Origin of the sequence: Stenotrophomonas sp. TEPEL, from assembly GCF_004348785.1 — a bacterium.
Lineage (GTDB): Bacteria > Pseudomonadota > Gammaproteobacteria > Xanthomonadales > Xanthomonadaceae > Stenotrophomonas > Stenotrophomonas indicatrix.
This window is the reverse complement of sequence record NZ_QQXJ01000001.1, coordinates 1,238,221-1,263,616: the sequence shown is the minus strand read 5'-3', so window position 1 is coordinate 1,263,616 and position 25,396 is coordinate 1,238,221. Positions and strand designations below refer to the sequence as shown.

Here is a 25,396-nt window from a genome sequence, read left to right as displayed (position 1 = left end):
TCGATGCGGCCGGCACGGGTGGGCGATGGCGATGGCCATCGCCGGGTGGATCAGCGCGCGCTGTCGACCACGACGGTCGCCGCGACGGGCACGGTCTCTGCGTCCTCGGCGATCTGCCGCGGTGCATTGTCGGCCACGTTGACGCCCAGGTAGCGCTGCATCAGGTCCTGCACGATCGGACTCTTGCCGGCGAAGCCTTCGATCGACTTGCCCAGCGAAACCGCCTTGATCAGGTTCTCGAACATGCCGCCGTCGCCGCCAACCAGGTCGATGTCGGCGTTGCGCAGCGCGCTGGCGATGACGCCGGCGTTCTCGCGCGAGACTTCCTTGCCGGCTTCGATCGAGGCCAGCGCCTGCTTCAGGCTGTTGTCCAGCATCATGCGGAACTCTTCATGGCCGCGAGCCTGGTCGCTCAGCGAAGCGATGGCTTCGAACTTGCGGACCAGGCCCTCGGCCTCGGCAAGCAGCTTCTTCTGCACCACGCTGGCTTCGGCGTTGCCCAGCGATTCGGTGGCGGTGGCACGGGCCAGGCCCATCTTCTCCTCGCCCTGCGCCTGTGCCTGCAGCGTCTCGGCCAGCACGCGCGCCTCGTTGCTGCCCTGCTTCAGTGCGGCCTCGGCCTTGGCCTCGATCACGCGCGCCTCGGCGATGCCGACCTTCTCGATGGCCAGCGCCGACGCTTCGCGTACCTGCGCTTCGGCCAGGCCCGGTGCGGCCTGCTCGGCGCGGAAGGCGTCGGCCAGCAGGCGCTTGGCCTCGGCCTGCTTGCCGGCGGCTTCGTGCTCGGCCTGCGCCAGCGTGGTCAGCTCGACCGCGCGATGCTTGGAGGCGGTCTCGCGGGCCTGGGCTTCCTTCACTTCGCGCACCAGCGCTTCCTGCGCCTTGGCCTCGGCTTCCAGGATCAACACCTGCTTCTGGCGGTCGGCCTCGGAGACTTCGCGCACTTCCTTGATGCGCTCTTCTTCCTGCGCCACGGTCTTGTCGATGGAGATGCGTTCGCGGGTGATGTTGGCCACGTCCATCTTGCCCTGCTCGACCACCTTGTCGCGCTCCACGCCCTGCAGCTGCACTTCGCGGTCGGTGGTGACCTGCTCCAGCTGGCGTGCGCGCTCCACGCGCTCGGCTTCGATGGCCACGGCGCGCTGGCGGTTCTGCTCGGCCACTTCAACTTCGCGCATGCGGTTCTGCTCGCGGATGTCGATCAGCTGCTGCGCTTCGATACGGGCGTTCTCGGACAACTGGCGCTGCTCTTCCTGCACCTTGGCGGTCTCGGCTTCCTCGCGCGCACGGATGGTCTCGATCTCGCGCTTCTGCCGTGCCTCGGCTTCGGCCTGCTGGCGTTCAAGGGCCAGCAGTGCTTCGCGGGCTTCGACGTTCTTCTTGGTGATGGCCAGCTTCTCGTTCTGCTCCAGCTCGTTGGTCACCACGTTCTGCGCAGCGGTCAGCTCGGTGATCTTGCGGATGCCCTGCGCGTCGAGGATGTTGAACTGGTCCAGCAGCGACTTCGGGGTCTGCTCCAGGTAGTCGATGGCCACGTCTTCCAGCACATAGCCATTGAGGTCGTTGCCGATCACCGCGATGATCTCGTCGCGGAATTCCTGGCGCTTCTCGAACAGCTCGGTGAAATCGAACTTCTTGCCGACCGTCTTCAGCGCTTCGGAGAACTTGGCGTTGAACAGCTCATCGACGGCATGCTTGTCCGACGCACGGTCGGCACCGATGGCCTTGGCCACGCGCAGCACGTCGGCCTGGGTCTCGTTGACGCGCAGGTAGAACGCCACGGCGATGTCGGCGCGCATGTTGTCGCGGCAGATCAGGCCTTCCTTGCCGCGGCGGTCGATCTGCAGGGTGATCAGGCTGATCCGCATCAGCTCGGCGCGGTACAGCACGGGAATGATCAGCGCACCGGTGAAATGCACCTTCGGGGTGGAACTCATGTCGTTGACGATCAGGGCCACGCCCTGGTCGACCTTGCGGTAGAACGCCTTGAACAGGCCCGCCAAGCCGAGCAGGATGGCCACGATGGTGCCCACGATGGCCAGGAAAGGTAGTGCGGATGCCAACGTCATTGATGTTTCTCCTTGTTGCCCGGAAGCAGGTTGTCCTGGAAGTCGAGGGCGACCGCGTCGGCGCGGACCACCCGGTAATGGTGTTGTGCAGCCACGTGCTCGACAAGCACGATGCGCTCGCCGCGCTGCAGTTCGATGTCGCTGCGGATCTGCAGGACCAGGCCGGCACCGCCGTCGTCGACGGTGGCATGACCACTGCGTGCATCGACCTTGGGCGAGGCGACCACGCCGACCCGGCCCAGCAGCGAGGCCTGCGGCACCGGGCGCAGGCGCAGCAGGAAGCGGCGGATGGGACGCAGCAGCAGCGCGGTGACCGGCACCGCCGGCAGTGGTGCGAGCACCGCCACCACGGTGCCCAATGACCAGCGCAGCAGGTTGGGCAACGGCAGCAGCAGGTACAGATGGATGAAGTAGGTGAGGGTCCAGGCGAACAGGCTCAGCAGCGTCACCACCACCATGAGCGGCACGCCGCCCAGGCCCCAGCGCGCCAGCAGCGCTGACAGACCGCTGAGATGGGCGTCGCCTTCGAGGGCACCATCGGCACCGGCCTCGCCGAAACCGTCATCGACCAAGCCAAAGGCGGCAATCCCCCAATACAGAACCGCCACCGCCAGCGCGACGCTGTACGGGAGGGTCGGATAACCGAGTACGACGGTTAGGAATTCCTGCATCGCTTGCCTTCCTGGGCGGGGGCGCCAGGCGCCCGTTCGGAGCACGCCACCAGCGGCTCCGTCGATCCTCGTGCGGGCCCTCATGGCCAGCACGCTTGGGATCATCCTATGTGAAGAGGGTGTGCAGGCTCAAATGTGAAGACCGGACACCCCGGAAGTGACCGTGTCTCAATCCAGCACGGCGCAATCGGAGCGCCGGACTTCTTCCACGAACGTGCGCATCTTGTAGCCGTCCTTGATGCCCGGCTCCAACTCGATGCCACTGGAGACATCCACGCCCCACGGCAGGGTCGCCAGCACGGCGTCATGCACGTTCTCCGGCGTCAGGCCTCCGGCCAGCAGGAACGGCCGGTGCAGGCCGGTGGGGATACGCGACCAGTCGAAGGCCACGCCGGTACCGCCGCCGCCGCCCGGCGCATGGCTGTCGAACAGGAAACCGGCGGCGCTGGGGTAGCGCAGCTGCAGGGTGCGCGCATTGATCTCCTCGCGCCCGCCCATGGCGATCGCCTTCAGGTAGGGCATGTTGAAGCTGCGGCAGAAGCTCTCGTCTTCCTCGCCATGGAACTGCAGCAGGGTCGGCCGCACGGTACGCAGCACCTCGCGCACTTCTTCCCGGCTGTTGTTGCGGAACAGCGCCACCACGTCGACCATCGGTGCGATCGCCTGGCGCATCGCGCGCGCTTCGGCCGGCGCGACCCGGCGGCTGCTCTCGCGGGCGAAGATGAAGCCCACCGCATCCACGCCCAGCTCGCCGGCCAGGCGCACGTCGCCGGCACGGGTCATGCCACAGAACTTGATGCGGGTACGATAGTAGGAGCGGCTCATAGCGTTACCTCGGCGGGCAGATGCCAGTTGTCGGGGTACAGCGGCCCCAGGAACACCAGTCCCTGCGGAGGAGCGGTGGGACCGGCTACGGTTCGGTCGCGCCCGGCCAGCAGTTCGGCGATCCACTCCACCGGTTTCTCCCCACTGCCAACCAGAATCAACGAGCCGACAATATTGCGGACCATGTGATGAAGGAATGCATTGCCGCGCACCGCCACTTCGATGACGTCGTCGTGGCGGCTGACCTGCAGCGACTGCAGCTCTCGCCGGGCATGCAGGGCCTGGCACTGGACCGAGCGGAAGGCGCTGAAATCGTTCTCGCCCAGCAGGGCCTGCCCCGCAAGGTGCATGCGCTCGGCATCGAGCGGGCGCCGCTCCCAGCTCAGGGTCTGCCGGCCCAGCGCCGGGCGCACTTCGCGATTGAGCAGGCGGTAGCGATAACGTCGTGCCCGGGCGGAGAAACGGGCATGGAAATCGTCGGCCACCGGCACGCACCAGCGCACGGCGATCGAACGCGGCAGGCGGGTAGTGGTGCCGAGCATCCACGCGCGCGGATCACGCACCACGTCGGTGTCGAAGTGCACGACCTGGCACTGGCCGTGCACGCCGGCATCGGTGCGGCCGGCGCAGACCACCTGCAACGGGGTATCGGCCACCGATGACAGGGCCTGTTCCAGGCTGGCCTGGACGCTGGGTCCGCCCTCGCCCAGGTTCTGCCATCCCCTGAAATCGCTGCCGTCGTACTCGACGCCGAGCGCGTAACGCATGTGCTACCTCGATGTTGCGGGTGGGGCGGCGCTCAGGCCGGGTCGCGCTCGGACCAGACCGCCAGTTCGTTGCCACCGGGCTCGACGAACTGGAAACGGCTGCCGCCAGGGAAAGAGAACACGGTCCGCACGATCTGACCACCGGCCGCGCGCACCGCCGCCTCCATCGGCGCCAGCTGCTCGGCATACAGCACCAGCAGTGGCGCGCCTTCGCTGGCACGTTGCGGTTGGCCACGGAAGAAGCCTCCCTGCAGGCGGCCGTCATCGAAAGCGGTGTAGTCGCTGCCGTAATCGACAAACGACCAGCCGAACACGACCTCGAAGAACGCGCGGCTCGCGGCCGGGTCGCTCGAGGCGAATTCAACGTAGTCGAGACGGCGTTCGCGGGTCATCGCAGGTCCTTGTCGAAGGGGTGTCAGGGCAGACGGGCCAGCAGTTCGCGCGCTTGCGCCTGGCAATGCAGGTCACCCCCTTCGGCAACCTCCTGCAGCAGGGTGCGCGCGGTCTGCGCGTCGCCCAGGTCCAGATAGGCGATGGCCAGCTCCAGCCGCTCCTGGCCGACACGCGGGGTCCAGTCATGGGCACTGCCTGTCGCAGACCCGACGGCGTCCTCGGCGGCCGCACGGTCGTCGTGCGGGTCGACCGGTGCGGCCGTCTCATGCTCATGCGGTTCGGCCGGCAGATCGAACACACCGCGGAACTGCGGCTCCTGTTCGGCCTGCAGCGCGTACTCGGGCACGGCCACCTCGGCTGGCGCGATGGGCGCAACCGCAGCAGCGCCGGCAGGATCGTCCCAGCGCGGCAGATCGTTCACCGCAGCAGGCAGTTCAACCCGTTCGTCCTCATCAAGCTCACCCGCCCGCCACTCGGCCGACGAGGCATCCTCATGGATGTCCGCAGCCGGCGCGTCATGGTCGGCAGTGGCAGCCCAGGCCGGCATCGCCGGTTCCTGGCGTCCGCCATCGGCGTTCACCCCGGCGTCCTGTTCGGTCAGGGTATCCAGCGCGGCACCTGCCGGCAGCGCTGCTGCCAGGCCGGCGGCATCGTGTTCCTCGCGCAGCGGCGGCAGCGGCGAGGGCTTGCGACGACGCAGCAGCCAGGCGCCCAGGGCAACCAGCACGAGCAGCGGCAGGCCCAGCCAGTACCACGGCGTGCCAGCGCCGGGGGCACCGGGCGCCTGGGCCAAACGCTGCTGCGCGGCGGCCAGGTCGTTGTCCTTCATCGCGATCAGTGACTGCTGCTGCTCCTTGAGCTTCTCCAGCTCCGCCACGCGCTGCTTCAGATCGCCGATTTCGGCATCGCGGGTGGCGATGTCCTCCTTGGCCTGGCGCAGTTGTTCGTTGCCCAGCATGTCACCCTCGCTGCCGGCACTGGTGCCGGTGGTTGTGCCCGCGTGCGCGGCGTCGGATGCCAGCGCCGGAGCAATTTCAAGTCGTGCCCCTGTGGCCGCAGCCGGGGAAGAAGCGGCGCCATCGGCCTTGGCCACCGGCATTGCGGCGCCAGCCGGCTGTGGCACAGTGCGTGCCTGCCGCCACTGCGCGGCATGCTCGCGGACCAGCGCGGTGGCCTCGGCCGCATCCACCGCGGCCAATGCGGCATCGCCCGGCATGCGCAGCACCGCGCCCTGCTTGAGCAGGTTGACGTTGCCACGGATGAAGGCTTCGGGGTTGGCACGCAACAGCGCGATCATCGCCCGGTCGCGACTGATCTGATTGCCTCGGGCCAGCGAGCCGGCGATCTGCGAAAGCGTCTGTCCGCGCTGCACGGTCACACTGCCGTCTGCGACCAGCGCAGGTGCAGGTGACGCAGCCCGTGGACGCGGTGCAGCAGGTGCGGCGGCCGCCGTGACCGGTGCCGGCTCGGGTGCGGTTGCAGCGGTGGCAGGCGCATCCCGGACGATGGTGTCCGACAGCACACCGGCTGGCGCGACGATTTCCGGTTCGGCCACGGCCAGTGCACTGGCCGGTGCATCGACCAGCGCCGAGTACTCACGCACCAGCCGGCCCTGGCCCCAGTCGGCCTCGACCAGGAAGCTCAACGAGGGAGTTTCCACTGGCGTCTGCGAGGTCACCCGTACCACCGCCCTGCCCTGCGCATTGCGGGTCAGCTCGAACTGCAGTTCGCTGACCAGACCCGCCGGGCGCTGCAGGCCAACGCGCTCGAAGGTGACCGGCGAAGCGAGCGCGACGCGCAGGTTCTCAAGTTCGGACGGATCGGCCGAGATCACCGGGATCTCGGCCAGCAACGGCTGTCCCGGCTTGGACAGGACCCGGATGTCGCCCAGGCCCAGGGCCATGGCCGAACTGCTGACCAGGGCCAGCAGCGCGGCGGAAAGACAGGTGAGCGGACGCCGTGCGCCCTTGGCTCGTTTATTCATGGGCGACACTATAAAGCGTGCGGACCACGGTCCGCACCCACCGCAGTCACAGCCGGGCGCGGGCCCGGCTGCACAGGCCGGATCAGCGCTTCTCGGCGGCGACCAGCTCGGCCAGCTGCACCGCGTTGAGGGCTGCGCCCTTGCGCACGTTGTCCGACACGATCCACAGGTTCAGGCCGCGCGGATGCGACAGGTCCTCGCGGATGCGGCCGACGTACACCGCGTCGGTGCCCGAGGCATGGGTGACCGGCGTCGGGTAGCCACCGGCCTCGTGACGATCCACCACCTCGATGCCCGGCGACTGTTCCAGCAGCGCGCGCGCTTCGGCCACGGTCACCTTGTCACGGGTTTCGATCGCCACCGATTCGGAGTGGCCATAGAACACCGGCACGCGCACAGCGGTCGGGTTCACCAGGATGCTGTCGTCGCCCAGGATCTTGCGGGTCTCCCAGATCAGCTTCATCTCTTCCTTGGTGAAACCGTTGTCCTGGAAGTCGTCGATATGCGGGATCAGGTTGAAGGCGATCTGCACCGGGAAACGCTGCGGATCGATTTCCTGGAAGCTCAGCAGCTGGCCGGTCTGCTTGCCCAGTTCTTCCAGTGCCGAACGGCCACCACCGGATACCGACTGGTAGGTGGACACGTTGATGCGCTCGATGCCGTACTTGCGGTGCAGCGGTGCCAGCGCGACCAGCATCTGCATGGTCGAGCAGTTCGGGTTGGCGATGATGCCGCGCGGACGGTTGGCGACCTGGTCCGGATTGACCTCCGACACCACCAGCGGCACGTCATCGTCGTAACGGAAGGCCGAGGAGTTGTCGATCACCACCGCGCCAGCGGCAGCGAACTTCGGGGCGTATTCCTTGGACACGCTGCCACCGGCCGAGAACAGGGCGATGTCCACGCCACTCGGGTCGAAAGTGGCCAGGTCCTGGATCCTGACCTTGTTGCCGTTGAATTCGACTTCGCCGCCGGCCGAGCGCTCGGAAGCGAGCAGGCTCAGGGTGCCGACCGGGAAATCGCGCTCGGCCAGGATGGCCAGCATGGTCTCGCCGACCGCGCCGGTGGCGCCGACGATGGCGACGTGGAAGCTGCGTTGTGCATTGCTCATGGGGGAACTCTCACGAAAACGGGAAGGGGGAAAACTCACGCACGACAGCTGGGTTCGGGGAGCCTCCTCGGATGGATGCGCGGAGGTTCCCTATCGTTTCCCGCTTTTTTTGTCCGAGGTCGCGCGCGCGGCAAGGGCCGCGTCGGCGTTGATCGCGCTCGGCATGCGCGACGGGCTGCCATCCAGGCCAAGCCCGGCCAGCAGATTGTCCACGGCCAGCTGCACCATGGCCGTACGCGTGGCCAGCGATGCGCTGCCGATATGCGGGGTCAGCACGATGTTGCGCAGGGCCAGCAGTTCCGGCCGCACGTTCGGTTCGCCTTCGTAGACATCCAGGCCGGCCGCCGCCAGGCGACCGTTGGCCAGTGCATCGGCCAACGCCAGTTCGTCGACGATGCCGCCGCGGGCGATGTTCACCAGGGTGGCAGACGGCTTCATCTTGGCCAGCGCGGCGGCGTCGATGATGTGGTGCGAGGCGGCGGTGTACGGCAACACGGTCACCAGATGGTCGGACTGCGCCAGCAGCGTGTCCAGATCCACGTAGGTCGCACCGAGCGCGGCTTCGGTATCGGCCGCCAGCCGCGAACGGTTGTGGTAGAGCACCTTCATGCCGAAGCCGTGTGCGCCGCGACGGGCGATGCCCTGGCCGATGCGGCCCATGCCGAGGATGCCCAGCGTGCTGCCATGGATGTCGGCACCCAGCATGGTCTGGAACGACCACTGCCCCCACTGGCCCTCGCGCAGCCAGCGCTCGGATTCAGTGATCCGGCGCGCAGTGGCCATCAACAGCGCAAAGCCGAGATCGGCGGTGGTCTCGGTGAGAACGTCCGGGGTGTTGCTGGCAAGAATGCCGGCAGCGCTGAGCGCGTCGACATCCAGATTGTTGTAGCCGACGCCGACATTTGCGATCACCTTCAACTGCGCGGCATCGGCGACCTGGGTTGCACCGATGCGCTCGTTGAGGGTGATGATCGCCCCGTCAACGTCGGCCAGCTGCGCGGCGATCTGCTGTGGCGACCAGGCGGTGACGGTATCGGTGCTGCGCAGCTGCACGCGATCGCGCAACGGCGCGATGGCCGCGTCGATCAGCGGCTGGCTCACCCACACGGTCGGCCGCGTGTCAGCCATCGATCTGCCCGGGAATGCGCGGGGTGATCGTGCCGACATCGCCGCACTGCGCGCGGTGGCGCAGCGCCTGGTCCATCAGCACCAGGGCCATCATCGCCTCGGCGATGGGCGTGGCGCGGATGCCGACGCAGGGATCATGGCGGCCGGTGGTGACTACCTCCACCACATTGCCGGCCGTATCCAGCGATTCACCCGGCAGGCGCAGGCTGGAGGTCGGCTTGAGCACCATCGAGGCGACCACCGGCTGGCCGGTGGAGATGCCACCGAGAATGCCGCCGGCGTGGTTGCTGGCAAAACCCTGCGGGGTCAGCAGGTCACGGTGTTCGGTGCCCTTCTGCATGGCGCTGGCGAAACCGTCACCGATCTCCACGCCCTTCACCGCGTTGATGCTCATCAGTGCGGCCGCGAGCTCGCCATCAAGCTTGCCGTAGATCGGCTCGCCCCAGCCCGGCGGTACATTGTCGGCGACCACGTCCACGCGGGCACCGACCGAATCGCCGGACTTGCGCAGCGCATCCATGTACGCCTCCAGCTCGGGCACCTGCACGGCGTGCGGCCAGAAGAACGGGTTGTCTTCCACCGCCGACCAGTCGAAACCGGCCGGACGGATCTCGCCCAGCTGCGACAGGTAGCCACGCACGGTGACCCCGAAGCGCTCGGCCAGCCATTTCTTGGCGACCACGCCAGCAGCTACGCGCATGGTGGTCTCGCGCGCCGAAGAACGGCCACCGCCGCGCGGGTCGCGGATGCCGTACTTGTGCCAGTAGCTGTAGTCGGCATGCCCCGGACGGAACTGCTGGCCGATGTTGCTGTAGTCCTTGCTGCGCTGGTCGGTGTTGCGGATCAGCAGCGCGATCGGGGTGCCGGTGGTCAGGCCCTCGTACACCCCGGACAGGATCTCGACCTCGTCGGCCTCGCGCCGTGCCGACGTATGCCGGCTCTTGCCGGTGGCGCGACGCTGCAGGTCATGGTTGAATTCGGCCGCGTCCAGCGCCAGCCCCGGCGGGCAGCCATCGATCACGCAGCCGATGGCCGGCCCGTGCGATTCGCCGAACGTGGTGACGGTGAACAGCTTGCCGAACGAATTGGAGCTCACGGGCGCTGCGCCGCCAGTTCGGTGATGCGGGCGCTGTGGGCGATCAGCTCGCGGCATTCGACCGCGAAGATGCCCATCTGGCCGACCTTGAACTCGATCCAGGCGAAGTCGACTTCCGGCAGCAGCTTGATCAGATGCTGTTCGGACTCGCCCACTTCACAGATCAGCAGGCCGTCTTCGCTCAGGTGCAGCGGCGCGTCGCGCAGGATCTTCAGCACCAGGTCCAGGCCGTCTTCGCCGGCACGCAGGCCCATCTCCGGCTCGTAGGAGTATTCCTGCGGCAGAGCGTCGGTCTCGTCGTTGGTGACGTACGGCGGGTTGGTGACGATCAGGTCGTAGTGGCGACCGGTCAGGCCGTTGAACAGGTCCGACTTCAGCAGGGTCACGTTGTGCGCCTGCAGGCGTTCCTTGTTCTCTTCGGCCAGTGACAGCGCCTCATCGCTGAGGTCCACGCCGTCCACTTCCCAGTTCGGGTAGTAGTGGCCCATGGCGATGGCGATGCAGCCCGAACCGGTGCACAGGTCCAGCGCGCGGGTGACATCGCGGCCGGCCAGCCACGGCTCGAAGCCGCACTCGATCAGTTCGGCGATCGGCGAACGCGGCACCAGGGCGCGCGCGTCGCTCTTGAAGCTGAGGCCGGCGAACCAGGCTTCACCGGTCAGGTAGGCGGCCGGGATGCGCTCATCGATGCGGCGCTGGAACAGCTCCAGCACCGCCAGCTTCTCTTCGCGCAGCAGGCGCGCCTGGCCGTAGGCCGGGCCGAGGTCGTGCGGCAGGTGCAGGCCGTGCAGCACCAGCTGGGTGGCCTCGTCCAGGGCATTGTCGTAGCTGTGCCCGAAGGTCAGGCCCGCAGCATTGAAACGGCTGGTGCCGTAGCGGATCAGATCGATGATCGTATGGAGTTCGGCGGCCGTTTCAGCGGTCATGGCGGTACTGCGGGCAAAGTGGCCCCCGATTATAGGGGTTGCTGCCTGCGCCGGCATCCGTTGCCGCAGAAACGATCCAGCCGCAGCCGGTATGATGGTGGCCACTTCCTGCGGCGGAATCCCATGTTCAATCGCAACGTCGGCATCATCCTGCTGATCGCCCTGGCGGCGGGCCTTGGCCTGCTCGCCGCCCAGCAGGTGTTCGCGCCGAAGCCGCCGGCCGGGCAGCCGGCCACCGAAGCGATCACCCTGTACCCGCAGCCGCGCGCCCTGCCCGACTACAACCTGGCCCAGTCCGACGGCACGCGCCTGATTCCCGGCGAACTGAAAGGCCACTGGACCCTGGTGTTCCTCGGCTTCACGTTCTGCCCGGACGTCTGCCCGACCACCCTGGCGGAGCTGGCCGGCGCGCAGAACCAGTGGGAAGCCCTGCCCGACGGCCTGCGCCCGCGTGTGCTGTTCGTCTCGGTCGACCCGGAGCGCGACACCGCCACGCGCCTGGGCGAGTACGCCCATGGCTTCCACAAGGACACCCTGGCGGCGACTGCCGACATCCCCTCGCTGGAGCGCTTTGCCACCTCGCTGGGCTTCGTGTTCCAGAAGGTGCCGGGCAAGCACTTCGACGAGAATCCCGAGGATTACACCCTCGAGCACTCCGCCAGCCTGGCCGTGCTCGATCCGCAGGGCCGGCTCGCCGGCCTGGTGCGGCCCCCGTTCAACGCGCCGGCGATCGCCCGCGACCTGCAGAAGCTGACCGAGAAATCCGCCCCATGAGTCTGACCACCGCCCTGACGTACGTCCTGCCCCACCGCCTGCTGTCCTCGATGGCGCGTTCGCTGGCGTACTCGGACAACCCGCGCGTATCGCGCTGGCTGATCGACACGGTCACCCGCAAGTTCAACGTCAACCTGGATGAAGCGGCCAATCCGGACCCGCGCAGCTACCCGACCTTCAACCAGTTCTTCACCCGCGCGTTGAAACCCGGCGCGCGCGTGGCCGATACCGATCCGCGCAGCCTGGTGATGCCGGCCGATGGCCGCATCAGCCAGCTGGGAAAGATCGACGCCGGACGCATCTTCCAGGCCAAGGGCCAGTCGTTCACCGCTGCCGAGCTGCTGGGCAGCGCCGAGGACGCCAAGCCGTTCAACGACGGCCTGTATGCCACGGTGTACCTGTCGCCGCGCGACTACCACCGCGTGCACATGCCGTGGACCGGCACCCTGCGCGAAACCGTGCATGTGCCCGGCCGTCTGTTCAGCGTCGGCCCGGCTGCGGTGAACAACGTGCCCGGCCTGTTCGCACGCAACGAACGCCTGGTCTGCCACTTCGATACCAGCTTCGGCCCGATGGTCAGCGTGATGGTCGGTGCGCTGCTGGTGTCGGGCGTGGAAACGGTGTGGAGCGGCGAAGAGATTCCGCATTACGGCGACCGCATCACCCGCAAGGACTACCGGGGCCGCGGCATCACCCTGCAGCGCTTCGAAGAGATGGCGCGCTTCAATTACGGCTCGACCGTGATCGTGCTGCTGCCGCCGGGCGTGGCCGAATTCGCCCCGCACCTGGATGCCGAGCATCCGGTACAGCTGGGCCAGGCACTGGCCAAGCTGCGCTGATCCTGCGGTAGTGCCGGCCGCTGGCTGGCATCTGCGTTGATCCAACGCATCGAGCGTTGCCGGCCAGCGGCCGGCACTACCGCAGGATCAGCGCAGCTTGGCCAGTGCCTGGCCCAGCTGTACCGGATGCTCGGGGCCGGCAACGCTCGATGCGTTGGATCAACGCAGATGCCGGCCAGCGGCCGGCACTACCGGACAGGTGCGTTACTGCAGGGTCGGCGCCGGGCCGACGTCCATGCCGTCGTAGTCTTCCACGCCCATCTGCGTGGCCAGCGCGCTCAGTTCCTGGTTGCGCTTGTCCAGCGAGGTTTCGTCGTGCACTTCCACGCGCTCCACATGCAGCACGTGGAATGCAGCCTCACCGTCCTCCGGCTCCTGCTCGAACACTTCCACCAGCACATAACCCTGTGCCTGCAGGTGGGTGGCCAGTGCGTGCAGCGGCTCGGCGGTGGAGTGCACGAAGAAGTACCCCCACAGCAGCGGGGCGTCCAGGTCCCAGTCAGTGTTCTCGCGGAGGTTGGTGAACAGGTTGCGGGTTTCTTCGAGGTCCATGCGATATCCAGAGTGCGGAGAGATTATTTGTCGCAGCCCTGCAGCTTCAGCACCTGGCCGTGGCGCAGGCTGTAGCCGGGGGCCTTGAGGCCATTGGCGCGGGCCAGCACCGGCACATCGCACTGGAACTTCGCGGCGATCCGGCCCAGGGTCTCGCCCTTGCCGACCTTGTAGCTGCGGGCCGGCTTGTCGCGCGGGGCCGGCGCCGGGCGCGGCGCAGCCACCGGCGCGGCGGGCGTGGTCGGCACGCTGCTGGCGGCATTGGGATCAACCACCGGCACCACCCCGCCCACGGCCACGCTGCCGGTGTAGCTGGCGGCGCTCGGGCGCACGATCGCGGCATTGAGGTCAGCGGTGATCAGGGTTCGGGCCAGATCCGCACGCGGGCCGCTGACGCAGTTGCGCGCGTACAGGCCAGCAATGCGGTTGGTGGCGTTGATGAGGGTTCCTGCCGGAATCCAGCCATCGGCCTCATAGCGCGGGTTGAGGTTGCGCAATGCGCGCATGTAGCCATCGCGGGTGCCATGGCTGCCCAGGCAGATGGTCAGTTCGTAGATCGTGGTCGAGCGCGCCAGGCGGATGGTGGCCGGCTGCGCGTTGATCTTCGGGAACTCCACGCCGTACTGCTGGGGGTGCAGGAAGATCCAGGACGCGGCGATCACCATCGGCACGTAGTCCTTGGTTTCGCCCGGGAACTGGTTGTAGACGCTGTCCACCCAGAAGCTCTGGCCCGGGTACTGCTTGTAGACGCGCGCCGCGCGGCCCTCACCGCCGTTGTAGCCGGCCAGAGACAGTTCGACGTTGTTGTTGAGCTCACGCATCCGCTCGTTGAGGTACGTCGCGCTGGCTTCAGCGGCGCTGCGCGCATCAAAGCGGGTATCGAAACCGGTACCGTCCGGGCCCAGGCCGAAGCGGCGGCCGGTGGCCGGCATGAACTGCATCAGGCCCGCGGCGCCGGCGCGTGAGGATGCGTGCACGCGGCCATTGGACTCCTTGGCCATGATGCCGAACAGCAGCGCCTCGGGCAGGCCGCGCTTCTCCCATTCCGGCCACATCACCGCACGCAGGTTCTGGTAGTTCTCGTAGGTGGTCATCAGCGCCGGGCGCATGTCGGTCAGCCAGCGGCGGATGCCGGCCTGCACGGCGGGGTTGTACTCGACCATGTTGTCGAAGGCATGGCGCTTGTCGTTCAGCAGCGCGGCTGCGCGGGCCGCCTCGGGCACGTCGGCAGCCAGCGGGCCGACATGGTCCGGGTCGGCTTCCAGGCGGTCGCCGGCTTCATCGGCCACGTCATCATCGGCGGCGGCATCGGCATCGTGCTTGAGCAGGCGCTTGTAGGTCGCCAGCATGTTGCTCATCTGGCAGCCCTTCTGCTTCACGCATTCGCTGATGACATCTTCCATGTCCTCCAGCGCGGCATCGGCCTCGTTGCGCCCCTTCGGATCGGCGTTGGCCACCAGCAGAACGGCATCGCTGTAGCGCTTCTCGGCTGCAGTCATGCGCTGCTGCAGGGCATCCACCTTCACCTTGTCCCGGGCCGAAACCCGCTGTGCGTGGGCCTCCGGTGCCAGGGAAACCAGGCCAGCCAGGGCCAGCAGCGGCCAGGTGCGGGAAATCAGGACAGGAACGGGCATTGGTGGCACTGTGTATGAAACAGGCAGGCAGAGTAGCGGCGCTGCCAACGTCGGGGCAAGCCGACCTTCGGCCCGTCACCGTCGGCGGTTAACATTGGCACATTCATCACAAGGGCTGGACCATGGATCCGATTCTGCTCGGCAAAGGCATCACCGACGATGTGGCTGTCACCCTGCTGCCGAAACTCGGCAACCGCCATGGGCTGGTCGCCGGCGCCACCGGCACGGGCAAGACCGTGACCCTGATGACCCTGGCCGAGGGCTTCTCGCGGATCGGGGTACCGGTGTTCCTGGCCGATGTGAAGGGCGATGTCTCCGGCCTGGCCGTGCCGGGTACCGGCGCCGAGAACCTGCTCAAGCGCGCGGCCGAGATCGGCGTGAGCGACTATGCCCCGGCCGCCAGCCCCACCGTGTTCTGGGACCTGTACGGCAAGCTCGGCCACCCGGTGCGCACCACCGTGAGCGAGATGGGCCCGACCCTGCTGGCCCGCATCCTGGAATTGAACGACACCCAGGCCGGCGTGCTCGACATCGTGTTCAAGCTGGCCGACGACCGCGGCCTGCTGCTGCTGGACATGGACGACCTGCGCGCCCTGCTCGGCCTGGTCGCCGAGGAGCGCAAGGACATCTCCACCGAATACGGCCTGGTCAGCGCGCAGTCGGTGGCCGCCATCCAGCGCGCCCTGCTGCGGCTGGCGCAGGACGGCGGCGAGCATTTCTTCGGCGAACCGGCGCTGGAACTGGCCGACATCATGCGGGTCAACCATGACGGCCGCGGTGTCATCGGCATCCTTGCCGCCGACCAGCTGGTGCTCAAGCCCAAGCTGTACTCCACGTTCCTGCTGTGGCTGTTGTCGGAGCTGTTCGAGCAGCTGCCGGAAGTGGGCGACCTCGACAAGCCGAAGCTGGTCTTCATTTTCGACGAAGCGCATCTGCTGTTCGACGATGCGCCGCCCGCTCTGGTACAGCGCATCGAACAAGTGGTGCGGCTGATCCGTTCCAAGGGCGTGGGCGTGTACTTCTGCTCGCAGTTCCCGGACGACGTGCCGGCCAACATCCTTGGCCAGCTCGGCAACCGTGTACAGCACGCGCTGCGCGCATTCACCCCGCGCGACCAGAAGGCGGTGAAGACCGCCGCCGAGACCTTCGTGCCGAACCCCAAGCTGGAAGTGGTGAAGGTGCTGAGCCAGCTCGGTACCGGCGAAGCGCTGGTCTCCACACTGCAGGACAAGGGCGTGCCGATGCCGGTGCAGCAGACGATGATCGCCCCGCCGCGCTGCCGCATGGGGCCGATCACCGAGGCCGAGCGCGTGCAGGTGCGTGCCGGCAGCCCGGTCGGCACGCGCTACGACACTGCCGTCAACCGCGAATCGGCAGCCGAACTGCTGGCCCAGCGCGCGCAGAAGGCCGTCGAGAAGGCCGATGCGCCGGCCGCGCGCAGCCGTGAACAGGACGAGGCACAGGAAGGCGGCTTCGGGCAGTCGATCAAGGACGCCATTTTCGGTACCAAGCGCCGCCAGGGCATGATCGAAACGATGGCCAAGCAGACCACGCGTACGGTCGGCACCAAGCTGGGCAACCAGATCGTGCGCGGCATCCTCGGTGGCATTTTCGGCGGCAAGCGCTGAGAGCCCCGCAGTTCATTTGCGGCGCGCCGGCGACGGCGCGCCGTGGTTGTTTCATTCCGCACGAGAATCCGCATTACATGTCGCGTTGGCGTCCCCCCGCAGAAAAGAGCACCGCGCTGATCACCGCCGCCGGCCATGCACGCTTGAAGGCCGAGCTGGATGAGTTGTGGCGGGTGCGTCGACCCGAGGTGGTCAAGGCGCTGGCAGCCGCCGCGGCCGAAGGCGATCGCTCGGAGAATGCCGAATACACCTACCGCAAGAAGCAGCTGGGCGAGATCGATCGTCGCGTGCGCTACCTGACCAAGCGCCTGGAATCACTGCGCGTGGTCGACACCACGCCAACCGATCCGCAAGCGGTGTTCTTCGGTGCGTGGGTTGAGCTGGAGAACGTGGACAGCGGGCAGACCAGCCGCTACCGCATCGTCGGGCCGGATGAGACCGATGCGGGGCTGGGCTGGATCAGCATCGATTCGCCCTTGGCGCGGGCCTTGTTGAAGAAACGCCTGGATGATGAGTTTTCAGTAGAACTGCCCAGTGGCAACCACACCTTTGCGGTGATCGGTGTGGAGTACGAGGCTGCGGCCAACGGCTGAGCCTGTGGCGGGCAGCGGCGCTCAGCCGGCCATGGGCTAGCTTCTAGAGTAGCGGCGGCGGATAGCGGCGCCCTTCGCGCAGCGGACGGAAATAATCGTCGTTCGCGTAAAAGGCTGGCGCCTGGTCGGTGTGCCAGCCGGGAATACCCGCCAATGGCAGCGGACGCAGCTCCAATGGATCGAGCAGCACCCTGCCCTCCTCGATGGCGCGCGCGACCGTGTCGATGCAGCCCGCATCCTCATCGCCCTGCAGCACCACGCATTTACCGACCAGCAGCCGGCCCGGCAGCAGCGCCTGTTCCATCAAGGCATGACCGAACACCGCGGCGATGGCGATCCGTCCTGACTGCCAATGGATCGGCTCGAACAGCACGCGCCACTGGTGAGCATCCCAGGCTGCAAGCAATGCCGGGTCACGCACACGCCCCACCACGCCGGTTTCATCGAACTGGGTAAGCGCGGCCTGCGCGCGGTTGCGCTGTCCTGCGGCCCTACCCTCGATGTGCCGGCATTGCTGCGCGTTGAGTGCGCACTTGATCGGCAGGTAGCGTGCCCAGACCAGGGCGTTGAACAAGTCGTGCCAGTTGCCCGCGCGGGTTGCGATGCGCCCTTCGGCAATGCGCGTTTCGTAGTGCAGGCCGTCGGCCAGCAACGCCGCATCCTGTTCAACAAAGCGCTTGTCCGGCAGCGCCAGGCGCGCGTCCAGATCGATCACGCGTGGCCAGTCAGCTGCCGTCAGCAGATCAGCGAACCCGGCGATACCGGCAAACAGCGGATGATCGAACGCAGCCCTGTCCACCGCCGCACGCAGCGGTGGCACGAAGCGGCGGGGGCCGCCATCAGCAGCTTCCGCCCCGGTCACAGCACCTTGAGGTCGAATGCCGGGCGCGTGGTCGGCGGCAGTGCGTCGCCGTAGAGATCGTGCTCGTCGCTCTCGGTGATTTCCACGTCGACGAACTCACCCACGCGCAACGCCACCTGGTCTGCGTTCTGGATATGCACCAGGCCGTCGATCTCCGGCGCATCGGCCTTGGAACGGGCCACCGCGATATCGCCTTCGATGGCATCGACCAGGCATTGCTGCACCGTGCCGATCTTGGCTTCCAGACGCGAAGCCGAAATCTGCGCCTGCTTCTCCATGAAACGCGCCAGTCGATCCTGCTTCACTTCTTCCGGCACCGGGTCCGGCAGGGTGTTGGCCGTAGCGCCCTCCACCGGCGAGTAGGCGAACGCACCGACGCGGTCCAGCTGCGCTTCGTCCAGGAAGGACAGCAGCTCTTCGAACTCGGCCTCGGTCTCGCCCGGGAAACCGACGATGAAGGTCGAACGCACGGTGATGTCCGGCGCGATGCGGCGCCAGTTCTGCACCCGCTCCAGGGTCTTCTCGACGGCGCCGGGACGCTTCATCAGGCGCAGGATGCGCGGGCTGGCGTGCTGGAACGGGATGTCCAGGTACGGCAGGATCCGGTTCTCGGCCATCAGCGGCACCACGTCATCGACGTGCGGATACGGATAGACGTAGTGCATGCGCACCCACGCATCCAGTTCGGACAGGCCTTCGCACAGTGCCTTCAGGCGGGTTTGGTAGGCCTTGTCGCGCCACATCTTCTCGGCGTACTTCACATCCACGCCGTAGGCAGAGGTGTCCTGCGAAACCACCAGCAGTTCGCGCACACCGCCGCGCACCAGGCGCTCGGCTTCGCGCAGCACCTCGTCCACGGGACGCGAGACCAGCTTGCCGCGCATCGACGGAATGATGCAGAAGCTGCAGTGGTGGTTGCAGCCTTCGGAAATCTTGAGGTATGCGTAGTGGCGCGGGGTCAGCTTGATGCCGTAGTCCGGCACCAGATCCACGAACGGGTCGTGCTTGGGCGGCAGCGCTGCATGCACTGCTTCCATCACGCTCTGGTAATCCTGCGGTCCGGACACCGCCAGCACGTTCGGGTACGCCTCGCGGATCTGCTCCGGGCGCTTGCCCAGGCAGCCGGTGACGATGACCTTGCCGTTCTGGTTCATCGCCTCGCCGATGGCATCCAGCGATTCGGTCACCGCCGAATCGATGAAGCCACAGGTGTTGACCACCACCACGTCGGCCGAATCATAGGACGGGACGATGTCGTAGCCTTCCGAGCGCAGCTGGGTGAGGATGCGCTCGGAATCGACGAGGGCCTTCGGGCAGCCAAGGCTGACGAAGCCGACTTTGGGGTTCAGCTGGGACATGGAATCGCGGGACTCTGGGGGCCTGGGCCCCTGCCGGCATGGCAGGGGGACCTGGGGGCCGGGGCCTGAAAGGGCGCCAGTATACCGGGTTGGGTAGCGGCCTCTGAATCGCGAGCCGCCCGATCCCGCACAACCGCTGACATCGCGCTAACCCGCCCAGCACCGACAATGCGGGCCTGCCCCCCCTGCAACGAGGTACACCCCGATGTCCGAATGGATCACCCTGGATACGCATTACGGCCCGGTCCGTGCCTGGCAGGCACTGCCCGAGGGCAAACCCCGCGGCGCGCTGGTGGTGGTGCAGGAGATCTTCGGCGCCAACCCGCATATCCGCGGCGTCGCCGAACGGTTTGCTGCCGAGGGCTACGCCGTGTTGGCGCCGTCGTTCTTCGACCTGGTCGACGGCCCCGAGGCAGACCCCGATGCCCTGCCCTACAGCCCCGAGGGCGTGAAGGATGGACTGGAACGGGTCACCGCGCTGGGCATGGAAAAGGCACTGGAAGTGGTCCGCGCTGCGGCAACCCGGCTGGCACCGCATGGCAAGGTCGGCACGGTCGGCTACTGCTGGGGCGGCAGCGTCGCCCTGCTGTCCGCGCTGCGCCTGGGCCTGCCCTCGGTGAGCTACTACGGCGCGCGCAACGTGCAGTTCCTGGATGAAGCGCCGAAGGCCCCGGTGATGTTCCACTTCGGCGCGCAGGACAAGAGCATCCCGCCGGAGGCTGTCCAGGCGCACCGTGAGAAGCTGCCGCAGATGGCGACCTACGTGTATCCGGCCGACCATGCCTTCAACCGCGAGGTCGGACATGCGTATGATCCAGACAGCGCCGCCCTGGCGCTGCAACGCACCCTGGACTTCTTCTCGGAGCATCTTGGATGAGCGATTTCGAACTCGATTCACGTCTGGCCACCGATAGCGTGCTGGTGGCCGAAGGCCCGTTGTCGCAAGTGCGACTGATGAACGACGAACGATTCCCCTGGCTGGTGCTGGTCCCGCGCTTGGCCGGGGTCACCGAATGGATCGAGCTGGACGGTGAACAGCAGGACAAGCTGCGCACCGAGCTCAACCGCGCCTGCAAGGCATTGAAGGGCTCCGACGGGGTGGAGAAGATCAACATCGGCGCGCTGGGCAACATCGTGCGCCAGCTGCATTTCCACGTCATCGGCCGCCACGACGGCGATCCGGCGTGGCCCGGCCCGGTCTGGGGCAGCGGCCCGGCGCACCGCTATGAGCCGGCCGCACTGGACCAGCATGTCGCCTACTGGAAGGAACGGCTAGGATATCCGGCCCATTCCTGAGCCAGTGCCGATCCGATGCGATTCAATATCGTTGCCGCCATCCTGCTGATCCTGATCGGCCTGTTCATGCTGGCCAGCAACCTTGGCTGGACCAACCTGAACCTGTCGCGCCTGCTGCTGACCTGGTGGCCGCTCGGCCTGGTCGCCGTAGGCATTGCGATCCTGTTCGGTCGCGGCGGCAAGTACCAGGGCCAGACGGGTGTGACCGGCATGGCCCGGCGCTACCGAAACGCGCTGACGCAGGCTGTCAGGTGCGCGGCAGGGTCACACCCGTCTGGCCCTGGTACTTGCCGCCGCGATCCTTGTACGAGGTCTCGCACACTTCATCGGACTGGAAGAACAGCATCTGCGCCACGCCTTCGTTGGCATAGATGCGCGCCGGCAGCGGCGTGGTGTTGCTGAATTCCAGGGTCACGTGGCCTTCCCACTCCGGCTCCAGCGGGGTCACGTTGACAATGATGCCGCAGCGCGCATAGGTGCTCTTGCCCAGGCACACCACCAGGGTGTCGCGCGGAATGCGGAAGTACTCGACCGTGCGCGCCAGCGCGAAGCTGTTCGGCGGAATGATGCACTCGTCACCGACGATATCGACGAAGCTGCCCGGATCGAAATGCTTGGGGTCCACGATCGTCGAGTTGATGTTGGTGAACACCTTGAACTCGCGCGAGCAGCGCACGTCGTAGCCGTAGCTGGAAGTGCCGTAGCTGACGATGCGCTCACCGTTGGCCTGCTTGACCTGCCCGGCCTCGTACGGCTCGATCATGCCGTGCTGTTCGGACATCCGGCGGATCCAACGGTCACTCTTGATGCTCATGCTCTGTCCTGGGTGCGAGGGGGCGCGAGGATTCTAGCAGGGGGCCGGGCGTCGCCGCCGCAGCCGCCAGCGGGCCCTACAGCAGCGAGGACAGGATCGGGATCGAGGCGCGCGGGCGCTTGCCCACCTCCTCGACCAGACGCTGGGCGGCACGGTGGTAGGCCTGGGCCGCCGCCGATTCCGGCTGCGCGGCGGTGATCGGGGTACCGGCATCGCCCTGCTCGCGGATGCCGATCTGCAGCGGCAGCGACCCCAGCAGCGGCACGCCGTACTGCGCCGCCATGCGCTCGCCCCCCCCCTCGCCGAACAGGTGCTCCACATGCCCGCAGTTGCTGCAGGTATGCACAGCCATGTTCTCGATCACGCCCAGCACCGGCACCTCGACCTTCTCGAACATCTTCAGCGCCTTCTTCGCATCCAGCGTAGCGATGTCCTGCGGCGTGGTGACGATCACCGCGCCGGCCAGCGGGATCTTCTGCACCAGGGTCAGCTGGATGTCGCCGGTGCCCGGCGGCAGATCGATCAGCAGATAGTCCAGATCGTCCCACAACGTGTCTTCGAACAACTGGGTCAGCGCCGCCGTCGCGCGTGGCGCGCGCATGATCAGCGGCGTTTCGTCCTCGACCAGATAACCGATCGACATGGTGTCCACGCCGAAGGCCCGCATCGGCTCGATGCTCTTGTTGTCCGGGCTTTCCGGGCGACCGGACAAGCCAAGCATCGCCGGCACGCTGGGGCCGTAGATATCGGCATCAAGCACGCCGACGCGCGCCCCCAGCTGCCGCAGTGCGACGGCCAGGTTGACCGCCGTGGTCGACTTGCCCACTCCACCCTTTCCCGAGCCCACCGCGATCACGTTGCGGATGCGCGCATGCGGCGCCAGTCCCTTCTGCACCTGGCTGGCATGCGGACGACGGGAAGAACTGTTCACTGCGGGCTCCGGGTGAATCGACAAGAATAACCCAACATCATACAAGCTGGACGTACGCTGACTGAAATTCAGGATTGCTACAGATTCGTGCACAGATTGTTAAGTTCATGTTACGTTCGCTGAGCACTGGTTTTGGGCTGCGTTGCTGGATCTACGGCACGCACGATGGCGCATGCGCAGTGCCGTACTCGTATTTGCTCTCTGAACGGAACTACATGAAAGACCTTCGCAATTCCGCACGTCGCAACACCCTCGCTGTCGCCTTGATCTCCGCCCTGGTTGCCGCCTCGCCGGCAATGGCCCAGGACAAGGCCACCAATCTGGACAAGATCACCGTCACCGGCTCGCTGATCCCGCAGACCCAGGTCGAGACCCAGACCCCGGTCATGACCATCAGCGCTGAAGCCATCCAGTCGCGCGGCTTCAACAGCGTTGCCGAGGTGCTGCAGCAGTCCTCGCTGACCACCGGCGGCATCCAGGGCGGCCAGACCTCCGCTTCGTTCACCCAGGGCGCTGAAGCCGCTGGCATGTTCGGCCTGAATCCGGGTTACACCAAGTACCTGATCAACGGCCGCCCGATGATGTCCTACCCGGCGCTGTACAACGGCGGCGACGCGTTCAACAACATCAGCGGCATTCCGATCGACATCGTCGAGCGCATCGAAGTCCTGCCGGGTGGCCAGTCCTCCCTGTACGGTTCGGATGCGATCGCCGGCGTGGTCAACATCATCCTGAAGGACCACATGGAAGGCGGCAGCCTGTCCGTGCGTGGCGGCACCTCCACTGAAGGCGGTGGCAGCAGCTTCCGCGTCAGCGGTGCACACGGTTTCTCGGCGCTGGACGACCGCTTCAATGCACTGGTCAACGTGCAGATCGAAAGCAGCAACCCGATCTGGGGCTACCAGCGCGACCTGACCAAGCAGAACAACACGAACGGCTACACCGCGCAGCTGCCGTCGAACGACTTCGCCGTCATCGACGCCAAGACCAATGCGCTGTACATGATGGACCCGAGCAACTGCGCCAACGTTGCCGGCCAGTTCGACGGCACCACCGTGCTGGCGAACCGCCCGACGGGCCAGTCCTGCGGCTCGGTCTTCGGCGCCGGCTACAAGACCCTGAAGAACGGCAAGGACAGCGGACAGTTCTACTCGTCGATGACCTTCGACGTGAACGACAACTTCCAGCTGTTCGCCGACGTGCTGTACAGCAAGGAAAAGACCGAATACACCTCGGGCTCGAACTACCTCTGGTGGGGCACCAAGAGCACCATGGGTGGCTTCTATGACCAGGCGTCCGGCAAGCTGGTCAACCTGCAGCGCGCGTTCGCTCCGGAAGACATCGGCGGCGAGGGCTACAAGGGCATCCTGAACAACGACAAGAGCCGTGCCTACCAGGTCACCCTGGGCGGCAAGGGGGCAGTCGGCAACTGGGACTACAGCCTGAGCTTCACCCGTGGCGAATACCGCCTGGATGAGAGCAAGTTCCAGCGCTTCGGCAATGCCATCAACAGCTACTTCGCCGACAAGGTGCTGGGCCCGCAGCTGGGCACCCGGGATGGTTTCGGCATCTACAACACCAACTGGGGCGCGTTCTACTCGCCGATCTCGCCGGAAGACTTCGCTGGCTTCACCGGTTACACCACCAACCACAGCCGCACCTGGCAGAACCTGGCACGCGCGCAGGTCACCAACGGCTCGCTGTTCTCGCTGCCGGGCGGTGATGCCGGCCTGGCCGTGGTCGTCGAAGGCGGCAGCGAAGGTTGGGACTACAGCCCCGACCAGCGCCTGCTGGACGGCGACGTGTGGGGCTCGTCGGCTGTTGCCGGCAACGGTCATCGCAGCAACTACGCGGTGACCAGCGAGCTGCGCATGCCGCTGCTGGAGTCGCTGACGGTGACCGCTTCCGGTCGCTATGACGCCTTCAAGATCGCCGACAACACCGTCGACAAGGCCACCTACAGCGTGGGTGTCGAGTTCCGTCCGATCGAAAGCCTGCTGTTCCGCGGCAAGTACGGCACCGCCTTCCGCGCGCCGACCCTGCCCGACGCGTTCCAGGGCCGTAGCGGCTATTACGCTGCCAACTCCACCGACTACTACCGTTGCGGCGAGCTGGGCTACGTGCCGGGCAACACCGACGCCTGCCGCTACGCGGACAGCGTCTCGGTCTACTCCGAGCGTGCCGGCAACCCGGACCTGGAGCCGATCACCGCCGACGTCTGGAACGCGGGCATCGTCTGGGCGCCGATGGCGAACCTGTCGATCTCGGCCGACTACTACAACTGGAAGATCGAGAACGAGGTCGATACGGCCAGCACCGACCAGCTGCTGCTGGCCGAGTACTACTGCCGCAACGGCCTGCCGAACGGCTCCTCGGCCACCTGCCAGAACGTGGCTGACTGGGTCGTGCGCGATTCGGCCGGCAACCTGAGCTCGCTGTACACCCCGAAGATGAACGTGGCCCGTCAGAACCTGCAGGCCGTGACCGTCGGCTTCAAGTACCTGCAGGACATCGGCCGCTTCGGTTCGCTGCAGTTCTCGGGCAACTACACCAACATGCTCAAGCGTGAAGTGCAGGCGCAGCCGGGCGAGGACTTCCAGGACCTGCTGGGCAACCCGAAGTCAATGTGGAACTACGACAGCTACGCCAAGGTCCGTTCCGACGCGTCGGTGGCCTGGTCGCTGGACAAGTGGACCACCACGCTGTACGCGAACTACATCGGCCACACCCCGAACTACCTGGCGGGCCTGAACGGCTACGAGTACACCCATGCTGCGTCGGGTTACAAGGCAGGCAAGTGGGCTTCGTACACCACTTACAACCTGAGCGTGAACTATCGCGTGCAGGATGACCTGACCCTGTCGCTGATGGTCAACAACGTGTTCAACAAGATGCCCGAGCAGCAGGCTCACAGCTACCAGGGCACCTCCGGCACGCCGTTCAACAACTACCTGTACAACGTCTACGGCCGCACCGTGTACGTGCAGGCCAAGTACGACTTCGGCAAGTAATCCCGTCGATTTCCGGGTTTGATTCCGGACCAGGCCCCGCTTCGGCGGGGCCTTTTTTTTGGCGAGGCATGTGCGGCGATCACCGTTGGAACATCTCGATTGTTAAGTATCCGAACATTTACTCCATATTCATT

Annotated in this window: 23 protein-coding genes and 1 pseudogene; 8 read left to right on the top strand and 16 right to left on the bottom strand. The window is 66.5% G+C overall.

Features of this window, described 5'->3' with window-relative positions; all coding sequences use genetic code 11:
- Positions 1–50: 50 nt before the first annotated feature.
- From TEP_RS05540 to prmB, 10 genes are all read right to left on the bottom strand, one after another.
- On the bottom strand, positions 51–2,069 hold the full coding sequence (locus tag TEP_RS05540) for a hypothetical protein (protein ID WP_132824568.1): 2,019 nt from the start codon (positions 2,067–2,069) through the stop codon (positions 51–53).
- Positions 2,066–2,740 (bottom strand): DUF1449 family protein, encoded by a 675-nt coding sequence (locus tag TEP_RS05535; protein WP_132824567.1) that lies wholly within the window; start codon positions 2,738–2,740, stop codon positions 2,066–2,068. The genes TEP_RS05540 and TEP_RS05535 overlap by 4 nt, the downstream gene beginning before the upstream one ends.
- Before the next feature lie 168 nt (positions 2,741–2,908).
- A complete protein-coding gene (locus tag TEP_RS05530) occupies positions 2,909–3,565 on the bottom strand; it encodes a phosphoribosylanthranilate isomerase (RefSeq protein ID WP_025876155.1) in 657 nt (218 codons plus the stop codon).
- Positions 3,562–4,332 carry a tRNA pseudouridine(38-40) synthase TruA gene (truA, locus tag TEP_RS05525; protein WP_033831657.1) on the bottom strand — a complete coding sequence of 257 codons (771 nt, stop codon included), beginning with the start codon at positions 4,330–4,332 and terminating at the stop codon, positions 3,562–3,564. The genes TEP_RS05530 and truA overlap by 4 nt, the downstream gene beginning before the upstream one ends.
- 32 nt (positions 4,333–4,364) lie before the next feature.
- Complete coding sequence (locus TEP_RS05520; protein ID WP_132824566.1) at positions 4,365–4,724, bottom strand: VOC family protein; 360 nt, start codon at positions 4,722–4,724, stop codon at positions 4,365–4,367.
- A 23-nt stretch (positions 4,725–4,747) separates the two neighbouring features.
- The gene (locus tag TEP_RS05515; protein WP_132824565.1) at positions 4,748–6,709 is read right to left on the bottom strand and encodes a FimV/HubP family polar landmark protein; all 1,962 of its coding nucleotides are present in this window, start codon (positions 6,707–6,709) and stop codon (positions 4,748–4,750) included.
- An 82-nt stretch (positions 6,710–6,791) separates the two neighbouring features.
- Entirely contained in the window at positions 6,792–7,820 is a 1,029-nt protein-coding gene (locus TEP_RS05510; RefSeq protein WP_132824564.1) for an aspartate-semialdehyde dehydrogenase, read from the bottom strand.
- Positions 7,821–7,910: 90 nt separating this feature from the next.
- The gene (locus TEP_RS05505; protein ID WP_132824563.1) at positions 7,911–8,948 is read right to left on the bottom strand and encodes a D-glycerate dehydrogenase; all 1,038 of its coding nucleotides are present in this window, start codon (positions 8,946–8,948) and stop codon (positions 7,911–7,913) included.
- Positions 8,941–10,044 carry a chorismate synthase gene (aroC, locus tag TEP_RS05500; protein ID WP_132824562.1) on the bottom strand — a complete coding sequence of 368 codons (1,104 nt, stop codon included), beginning with the start codon at positions 10,042–10,044 and terminating at the stop codon, positions 8,941–8,943. Before aroC ends, TEP_RS05505 begins: the two co-directional genes overlap by 8 nt.
- Positions 10,041–10,970, bottom strand: a complete 930-nt coding sequence (gene prmB, locus TEP_RS05495; protein ID WP_132824561.1) for a 50S ribosomal protein L3 N(5)-glutamine methyltransferase — start codon at positions 10,968–10,970, stop codon at positions 10,041–10,043. Before prmB ends, aroC begins: the two co-directional genes overlap by 4 nt.
- Before the next feature lie 123 nt (positions 10,971–11,093).
- Here prmB and TEP_RS05490 point away from each other — a divergent pair, with 123 nt between their 5' ends.
- Both TEP_RS05490 and asd read left to right on the top strand, forming a co-directional pair.
- Positions 11,094–11,744: an SCO family protein gene (locus tag TEP_RS05490; protein WP_025876141.1), complete on the top strand. Its 651-nt coding sequence runs from the start codon at positions 11,094–11,096 to the stop codon at positions 11,742–11,744.
- Positions 11,741–12,583, top strand: coding sequence for an archaetidylserine decarboxylase (gene asd, locus TEP_RS05485; RefSeq protein WP_132824560.1), 843 nt, complete (start codon positions 11,741–11,743; stop codon positions 12,581–12,583). Before TEP_RS05490 ends, asd begins: the two co-directional genes overlap by 4 nt.
- 204 nt (positions 12,584–12,787) lie before the next feature.
- Here asd and TEP_RS05480 read toward each other — a convergent pair whose 3' ends face one another.
- The gene (locus tag TEP_RS05480) at positions 12,788–13,135 is read right to left on the bottom strand and encodes a ribonuclease E inhibitor RraB (RefSeq protein ID WP_132824559.1); all 348 of its coding nucleotides are present in this window, start codon (positions 13,133–13,135) and stop codon (positions 12,788–12,790) included.
- Positions 13,136–13,158: 23 nt separating this feature from the next.
- Positions 13,159–14,769 (bottom strand): transglycosylase SLT domain-containing protein, encoded by a 1,611-nt coding sequence (locus tag TEP_RS05475; RefSeq protein WP_132824558.1) that lies wholly within the window; start codon positions 14,767–14,769, stop codon positions 13,159–13,161.
- 122 nt (positions 14,770–14,891) lie between these two features.
- Here TEP_RS05475 and TEP_RS05470 point away from each other — a divergent pair, with 122 nt between their 5' ends.
- Together TEP_RS05470 and greB are read left to right on the top strand one after the other, a co-directional pair.
- Positions 14,892–16,397, top strand: a complete 1,506-nt coding sequence (locus TEP_RS05470) for a helicase HerA-like domain-containing protein (protein WP_132824557.1) — start codon at positions 14,892–14,894, stop codon at positions 16,395–16,397.
- Positions 16,398–16,474: 77 nt separating this feature from the next.
- Positions 16,475–16,990: a transcription elongation factor GreB gene (greB, locus tag TEP_RS05465; protein WP_117310940.1), complete on the top strand. Its 516-nt coding sequence runs from the start codon at positions 16,475–16,477 to the stop codon at positions 16,988–16,990.
- A 43-nt stretch (positions 16,991–17,033) separates the two neighbouring features.
- Here the strand turns inward: greB and TEP_RS05460 are convergent, their stop codons facing one another.
- Together TEP_RS05460 and rimO are read right to left on the bottom strand one after the other, a co-directional pair.
- Positions 17,034–17,852, bottom strand: a complete 819-nt coding sequence (locus TEP_RS05460) for a DUF3025 domain-containing protein (protein ID WP_132824556.1) — start codon at positions 17,850–17,852, stop codon at positions 17,034–17,036.
- On the bottom strand, positions 17,849–19,210 hold the full coding sequence (gene rimO, locus TEP_RS05455) for a 30S ribosomal protein S12 methylthiotransferase RimO (protein ID WP_132824555.1): 1,362 nt from the start codon (positions 19,208–19,210) through the stop codon (positions 17,849–17,851). The genes TEP_RS05460 and rimO overlap by 4 nt, the downstream gene beginning before the upstream one ends.
- Before the next feature lie 205 nt (positions 19,211–19,415).
- Between rimO and TEP_RS05450 the strand changes: the two genes are divergently transcribed.
- The 3 genes and pseudogenes from TEP_RS05450 to TEP_RS19890 all read left to right on the top strand — a co-directional run.
- Entirely contained in the window at positions 19,416–20,087 is a 672-nt protein-coding gene (locus tag TEP_RS05450; RefSeq protein ID WP_132824554.1) for a dienelactone hydrolase family protein, read from the top strand.
- Positions 20,084–20,506 (top strand): HIT family protein, encoded by a 423-nt coding sequence (locus tag TEP_RS05445; RefSeq protein ID WP_049447711.1) that lies wholly within the window; start codon positions 20,084–20,086, stop codon positions 20,504–20,506. The genes TEP_RS05450 and TEP_RS05445 overlap by 4 nt, the downstream gene beginning before the upstream one ends.
- Before the next feature lie 15 nt (positions 20,507–20,521).
- A pseudogene (locus TEP_RS19890) lies at positions 20,522–20,683 on the top strand (DUF5668 domain-containing protein); the annotation flags it as partial.
- Between the two features lie 70 nt (positions 20,684–20,753).
- On the opposite strand, the gene dcd reads toward TEP_RS19890, so the two are convergent.
- Together dcd and apbC are read right to left on the bottom strand one after the other, a co-directional pair.
- The gene (dcd, locus tag TEP_RS05440) at positions 20,754–21,320 is read right to left on the bottom strand and encodes a dCTP deaminase (protein WP_025876117.1); all 567 of its coding nucleotides are present in this window, start codon (positions 21,318–21,320) and stop codon (positions 20,754–20,756) included.
- A 76-nt stretch (positions 21,321–21,396) separates the two neighbouring features.
- On the bottom strand, positions 21,397–22,251 hold the full coding sequence (gene apbC, locus TEP_RS05435; protein WP_132824553.1) for an iron-sulfur cluster carrier protein ApbC: 855 nt from the start codon (positions 22,249–22,251) through the stop codon (positions 21,397–21,399).
- A 215-nt stretch (positions 22,252–22,466) separates the two neighbouring features.
- On the opposite strand from apbC, the gene TEP_RS05430 reads away from it, so the two are divergent.
- On the top strand, positions 22,467–25,262 hold the full coding sequence (locus tag TEP_RS05430) for a TonB-dependent receptor (protein WP_132824552.1): 2,796 nt from the start codon (positions 22,467–22,469) through the stop codon (positions 25,260–25,262).
- The last annotated feature ends 134 nt before the right edge of the window (positions 25,263–25,396 follow it).